Below are 6868 nucleotides of genomic sequence, written 5' to 3'. Positions count from 1 at the left end.
CTTACAAGACGCAGTCCATCGATGCCTACCCCGGCACACAGGTGTTTGACCGTAGCTTTCCGGTGAACAAGCCGCTGGATCACAGCGAGATCCTGAAGCTGAACTGGCGCGAAGTGCTCGGCGATTTTCCTGCTGCGCCGCTGTTTATCGAACTCGAAGGCACCGCGGCTGATGGGATCGAGCAGAAAGGCGTTGTCACCCAGACGCTCGTGCAGTTCACCGATCTGGGCATCATGCAAAAGAGCAATGGTCGCGAGTCGATGGTCTTCGTGACCTCGCTGGAAACAGGCAAGCCTGTGCCAGGCGTGCGTCTCACCCTTGTCGACACTGATTTAAAGCTCATCGGCTACGGGGATACGGATGCCAGTGGCATCGCCACCGCACCGGGGGCCACACCTGCATTCGTGCTTGCTGAAAAGAACGGGGATTGCGCCGTCATTGAGTGCAACGACAGCAGCATCTCCATTCCCTACGACATCTCGCAGGCCTATGAAAACGTCTGGCAGCCGCAGCGGCGCACCTTTGTCTTTTCCGACCGACCGCTCTACAAGCCCGGTGACACGGCGCATTTCAAGGCTCACACCCGGCTGCTCATTGGTGATGATTTGAGCCTCGATCAAGCACCCGCCCAGGGACGTCTTGTCATTCGCGATCCACGCTACCGCATCGTGATCGACAAACCTGTCACATTCACCGCCGGCGGTGCCTGGGCGGATGATCTTGTGCTTCCGACCGGCCCTGCCGGCTGGTATGATCTTTCGATCAATCTCAAGGCGGCCAATCCGAACAGTCAGAGCAATGACGGTGGCGGTATGACCTTCCGCATTGATGACTACAAGCCGAACACCTTTGAGGTGAAGCTGGACACGAAAGCCATCAAGTATCAGCCCGACCGCATTCATGTGCCGCTCAGTGCGAACTATTACATGGGCAAGGCTCTCTCTGTCGCCAAAGTGCAGTGGAGCGCAAACTCGCAGCGTGACTACGAAGCGCCGGAGTCCTACCGCCAGTATCATTTCGGCGAAGCACCTGCATGGTCACATTATGCCCAGGATCGTGATGCCGATGGCGACTACGCCGGTCATGAAAATGACGACGTGGAAAACGAATGGTTTGTGAATGGCAATCTCTTCCTGGCGGAAGATGGCACAGCCTCGCTCGAAATGCCGCAGCCGCCGCTAGACCGCGCCGCGCTGCCACAGCGCGTACGGGTGAATGCTGAAGTCACCGACATCAACGAACAGACTATTAGCTCCACCGCTGAGTTTGAAGTCCCCGGCGCGAACTTCCTTCTGGGCCTCAAAGGTCCTGATTATTTCGGCAGCGCTGGCAAGGCACTGCAGCTTGAAGTCGTCGCGATTGATTCCAAAGGCGCTCCTGCCGCAGGCAATGTGCACGTCGATTTCAAGGTCGAGCGCCAGGAATACCACACGCTCAAAATCGCCACCGCTGGCGGCGGATCGACGACCAAGGACCAGGTCATTCTTCGTGAGGAGCTGAAGCAGAGTTTCGATCTGAAAGCCGTTACAGCAGGTTCCGCTCCCTCGGTCACTGTTCCATTCACCCCCGCCAGCGGTGGTGTGTATTTCGTCACCGCAGAGTCTGTGGATGCCAAAGGCACGAAGGTGCTCTCCCGCATGCCGTTCTATGCAGTCGGAGGCAAAGAGTTCCCATGGGCGATGGAGGATGGCAACCGCATGAACCTCCAGCCGGAGAAAACCACCCTCAAGCCTGGTGAGGATGCTGTCATCGTGGTCAAGACACCCATTGCTGGCACTGCCCTTGTCACGGTGGAGCGCAACAAGCTGCATCGCCAGTTTGTGACCGAACTCACACTCGAAAATCCGATCATCCGCGTGCCGCTCGGTGAAGACGAGTTCCCCAATGTCTTCGTCTCCGTCATCGTCATCCGTGGTTCTGCCGCCAGCACCAAGCAGCACAAGATGCCGGAGTATCGCCTCGGATACTGTGCTCTGACGGTTGAGTCGGATGCGAAGGAGCTTAAACTCGCGGTGAAGCCGGATCATGATGAAGTGCGTCCTGCAGAAGAGGTGAAAATCAACACGACGATCACCGATGCCAAAGGTGCTGCCGTCTCTGGGGCCGATGTGACGCTCTACGCCGTGGATGAAGGTGTGCTCAGCCTCATGAAGCATGAGACGCCTGATCCTTCCGCGTATTTTCACGCCGAACTGCCGCTCGCCATCGACAGCTTCACCTCCTTTGACAATCTGCTGTCTGAAGAGGCTTCTGCACGTGACCGGGGCAACAAGGGTTTCGTCGTCGGTGGGGGGGACGGTGAGGGCAACGGGCCGAACGCGAACATTCGCAAAAACTTCATCGTTACACCGCTGTGGCTTGCCTCTGGGACCACAGATGCGCAGGGCAGGCTGACTGCCAGCGTCACTGCGCCGGACAATCTCACGCGCTATCGCATCATGGCCGTCGCCGCTCAGGGCGTGGATCGTTTTGGCAGCGGTGAATCCGCCTTCAAGATCAACAAGCCGCTCATGATTGAGCCCGCTGTTCCACGTTTTGCCCGCCTGGGGGATGAATTCCTCGTCAAAGCCGTTGTTCACAACACCACGCCAAACGCTGGTGCAGTGGAGGTAACGCTCGAACTCGATGCCACGGCGAACTTCATCCAGGAGAAGCGCGATTTCGTTCCTGCTGCGCTGAAGGCTGATGCCGGAGGCAGTGGCAAGCAGCAGAAGATCATCCTGCAAATCAAAGCCGGTGAGACCGCCGCCACCGCTTTCCCGGTGCAGTTTGTGCAACTTGGCACCGCGAAATGGAAATGGACTGCACGCGGTGTGAACTGGCCTGCTGCAGCCAGTGACGGCACAGAGTCGACCTTTGAGGTGAATCATCCCGTGCCCGAGCTGCGCTACGTGAGCTACACGCGGCTCAAAGCCGATGAACCGAACGAAAACCTCCTCAAGGACGTGAACCCCGCGCTGCTCGAAGGCGAAGGATCGCTCTCGCTCGGCATCAGCAACAGCCGCCTCTTTGAGGTCCGCGATGCTCTCGATTACCTGCTGCACTATCCGTATGGCTGCGTTGAACAGACGACCTCGGCCACGATGCCCTGGCTCGCCCTCGGTAAATACGAGCCGCTTTTTCCCGATCAACTCGGAGGCGGCAAAGCCAAGCAGGTCGTGCAGGCTGGCGTGGACAAACTCCTGCAAATGACCACAGATGAAGGCGGCCTCGCCTACTGGCCCGGCGGCACCGAGTCCAGCTTCTGGGGCAGTGCTTACGGCGGCATGATGCTGCTGCGTGCACGCGATCAAGGCGCTGATGTGCCTGCGGATGTGATCAACAAGCTCGTCGAGTTCCTCTCGAAGAAGCTGCGTGGCCTTGATGAGGAAAAAGACCTCTACAACATCACCGATTCCGCTCTGGCGCTCTACACCCTCGCTAAGGCAGGGAAGCCCGAGCCTGCCTATCAGAACCTGCTTTTTGGCAGACGCGAACACCTGCCAGAAATCGCCCGACTCTACCTCGCGCTTTCCATGTGCCTGAGCAACGCTCCCGAGCAGCAGATCAAGGACACGCTTGGCTGGAAACCTGTCGAGCATCCCGCGCCTGCGAAGGCAGACAGCAAGGCCAAGGTCGCCAATGCCAAGTCCAAAACCGTGGCCAAATCCAAATCCAAAACGGAAACGAAGGCCAAGGCTACACCCGCGCCAGCACCACGACCTGTCGTTTGGAGCCACTGGGCCGGCAACGGTGCGAACAAGGCGCTGCGTTTGATCTGTTACACGCACCTCGGCCTCACTGAAGACGCGGAGAATCTTGCCGTCTCGATCCTGCAATCGCGCAATGGGCGCGGTGAGTGGGGCAACACCTTCACCAATGCCTGGACGCTGACCGCACTGGCCGCCTATGAACGCAGCCTGAAAAAGGTCGGCGAACCGCTCGCTGCGACGGGGCATTGGGATACCCAGGCCATTCCGCTCAATCTTGCCGCAGGGTTCTCTAGCACTCGTGTGAATTTCGCGCTCAATCAGGCGCTCAGTGCCAAACCGCTTAGTGTTGAACTCCCCGCTGGCCGCGAGATCTACGGTCGCATCGAAGCGCGCAGCTTCCCACCTCAGCGCGCTTTTGCCGGTGAGAACAAAGGCTACGCCATCGAGCGCAGTTACGAAGAACTGAACATGGACGGCTCCACCTCCGGAACCGATGATCTCCGCGTCGGAGACATGGTGGTCGTCACGCTCAAGATCGAGATTGGCGGCGGTGATCGCTACCTCGCCATCGACGACGCCCTGCCTGCGGTCTTCGAGGCCATTAATCCTGAGTTCGGTACCCAGAGTGAACGCGAAGGCGACCAACTTCCCGACGGCACCCAGGCCTGGTTCTGCGACCACCGGGAAATCCGCACGGACCGCGCCCTGTTCTTCACCGACTTCTCACCAGCCAAAGGCAAGTTCAGCCTGCAATACCTCGCTCGCGTCATCGCCGAAGGGGACACCACCGCTCCACCTGCCCGCATCGAAGCCATGTATCAGCCCGATAAATACGGCCTCAGCCCGACGCAGCGCATTCGTACGCTGCCTTCGGGAAATACGAAAGTCGCCGAAGTGAAGTGAGACAGATGAATTCGTCCGTCGTAATCGTTTTCAATGACAGTATCTGCTGCTGAATCTATCTCCCAAATCCGCGCTTCCTTTCCGGAGCAGGGCTTCTTTGCGGAGAAGGAATGGGTGCTTTCTCCAGAGGCGTTTGCTTTGGATGCGGCAACGGTGACGTTGATTCGCAATCTAGGGCCGGCGCTGCGCGCATTTCAGCGGGCGTGCAATCAGCTCTACTTTGATGACGCTTATCCATGGGTGGCGAAGCTGGTGGATCAGGGCAAGCCGCAGCGGGTGATTGAACTGGGGCGGAATCCGCGCTGGCATGAGGACCTGCCACGCGTGCTGCGTCCTGACTTGGTGCTGACGGAAACAGGAGTCACCATCTCGGAGCTGGATTCGCTTCCCGGCGGCATCGGTTTAACAGCTTGGCTGAATGAGACCTACGCAGCGTTGGGTCAAGATGTGATCGGCGGGGCTGCTGGAATGATTGAGGCGTTTGCCGCTGCATTTCCGGGCGAGGACATCCTCATCTCACGTGAATCGGGCGATTACCTCCCTGAAATGAGCTGGCTGGCGGAACGGTTGGGCCGCCGCGTGCTGCGGCCATGGGAGGTTCAGCCTTACGAACTCAACGGCGCTGCAATTTACCGCTTTTTCGAGCTGTTTGATCTCGCGAACGTGGAAAACGCCGATGTGATGCTGCGCATGGCGGAACGTGGTGAGCTTAACTTCACGCCGCCGATCAAAGCCTTCCTCGAAGAGAAGCTATGGCTCGCGCTGTTTTGGTCGCCCACGCTGGCGGATTATTGGAAGTCGGCGCTTAGTGCTGAGCATCTGGCGCTTTTGCAGAAATGTATCCCGATGGGCTGGGTGGTCGATCCTGTGCCACTGCCGCCCTTTGCGGTGTGGCCGAAGCTCGATATTCAGAGCTGGCATGAGATGAAAGCCTTCGGTGGCAAGCAGCGGCAGCTCGTGCTGAAGATCAGCGGTTTTTCGGAGCGTGGCTGGGGCTCGCGAGGGGTGTTCATCGGGCACGATTTGTCACAAGAGCAGTGGGGCACGGCGATTGATGAGGCTTTAGCTAGCTTCCCGACGAATCCTTTCGTGTTGCAGGGGTTTCATCGCGCCAAGGTGGTGACGCATCCGGCCTGGGATGAAGACAAGCAGGCCACGCGGGCGATGCAGAGCCGGGTGCGGTTGTGCCCTTATTATTTTGCTGCGTCTGAGGAAGACAATGACCCGGCTCTCGGAGGGGTGCTGGCCACGGTCTGTCCGGCGGACAAAAAAATCCTCCACGGCATGCGGGATGCGATGATGCTGCCTTGCGTTGCGAGGTGATTTCCGCTCCATTGGCGGCACCATGAAGCTCATTCCCGCCCTTCTGTTTGTCTCTTCGTCGCTTTTTGCCGCCGAACCGATCGTTGTGAAACTTTGGCCGGGAGGTGCGCCAGAACAGCCCGGGGTGAAGATCGAGGCTGAGAAGGAAGTGCCGAAAAAATCGGCAGATGATGTGCAGCGCATCACGAACGTGACCGATCCCATGATCACGGTTTTCAAACCGGAGAAACCCAATGGCACAGCGGTGATGGTGTGCCCTGGTGGTGGCTATGGCATTCTCGCTTATGAGCATGAAGGCTCGCAGGTGTGTGAATTTCTCAAACAGCATGGTGTCACCGGCATTCTGCTCAAATACCGTGTGCCGAAGCGTGATCCGAAGGACCCAGGCCGCGAGGCTTTGCAGGATGCACAGCGCGCGATGGGCATCATTCGTCATCACGCAGCAGAGTGGGGTCTCAAGCCAGATCGCATCGGCATCCTCGGCTTCTCCGCCGGCGGGCATCTGACCGTGATGACGGCGCTGCATGCGAATGCGCGGACTTACACGACTGATCCTGCTCTCGATGTCGAGGACGCGACACCGAATTTCGCCATCCCGGTTTACCCGGCCTACCTCGTCAGCAAAGAGGACATCTCGCATCTGCTGCCAGGTTTTGAAGTTACGGCTAAATCACCGCCGATGTGCTTCATTCATGCCAATGATGATCCGTGGCCGGCCAGCGCGAGCGCATTGCTCTATCTTGAATACAAAAAGCTCAACATTCCCTGCGAACTGCACATTTACGCCAAAGGAGGCCACGGTTTCGGCATGCGCAAAAGCGGCGGGCCTGTGAACGACTGGCCAAACCGCGTGGCGGAATGGATGAAGTCGATGGGATACATTCCGTGATCCCCTCATCTGTGTGGTGGCTTGTGCCCCGAACCGGACTATGGTGAGGCTGTGCCTGCAT

General features: G+C 58.5%; 3 protein-coding genes. All 3 read left to right on the top strand.

Annotated features, from left to right (window positions below; genetic code table 11):
• On the top strand, positions 1-4595 hold a 4595-nt coding region (locus ACIREA_RS23150), incomplete at its 5' end, for an alpha-2-macroglobulin family protein (RefSeq protein WP_397384713.1).
• 33 nt (positions 4596-4628) lie between these two features.
• A complete protein-coding gene (locus ACIREA_RS23145) occupies positions 4629-5918 on the top strand; it encodes a hypothetical protein (RefSeq protein ID WP_397384712.1) in 1290 nt (429 codons plus the stop codon).
• Positions 5919-5940: 22 nt separating this feature from the next.
• Positions 5941-6807, top strand: coding sequence for an alpha/beta hydrolase (locus ACIREA_RS23140; RefSeq protein WP_397384711.1), 867 nt, complete (start codon positions 5941-5943; stop codon positions 6805-6807).
• Positions 6808-6868 lie beyond the last annotated feature (61 nt).

The organism is Prosthecobacter sp. (assembly GCF_044373815.1).
Lineage (GTDB): Bacteria > Verrucomicrobiota > Verrucomicrobiia > Verrucomicrobiales > Verrucomicrobiaceae > Prosthecobacter.
The sequence above is the reverse complement of the archived record's forward strand: the minus strand, read 5'-3'. Positions and strand labels throughout refer to the sequence as shown.

Coding starts and splice junctions, on each gene's coding strand:
- ACIREA_RS23145 (WP_397384712.1), top strand. CDS start 4,629: ATGACAGTATCTGCTGCTGAATCTATCTCCCAAATCCGCGCTTCCTTT.
- ACIREA_RS23140 (WP_397384711.1), top strand. CDS start 5,941: ATGAAGCTCATTCCCGCCCTTCTGTTTGTCTCTTCGTCGCTTTTTGCC.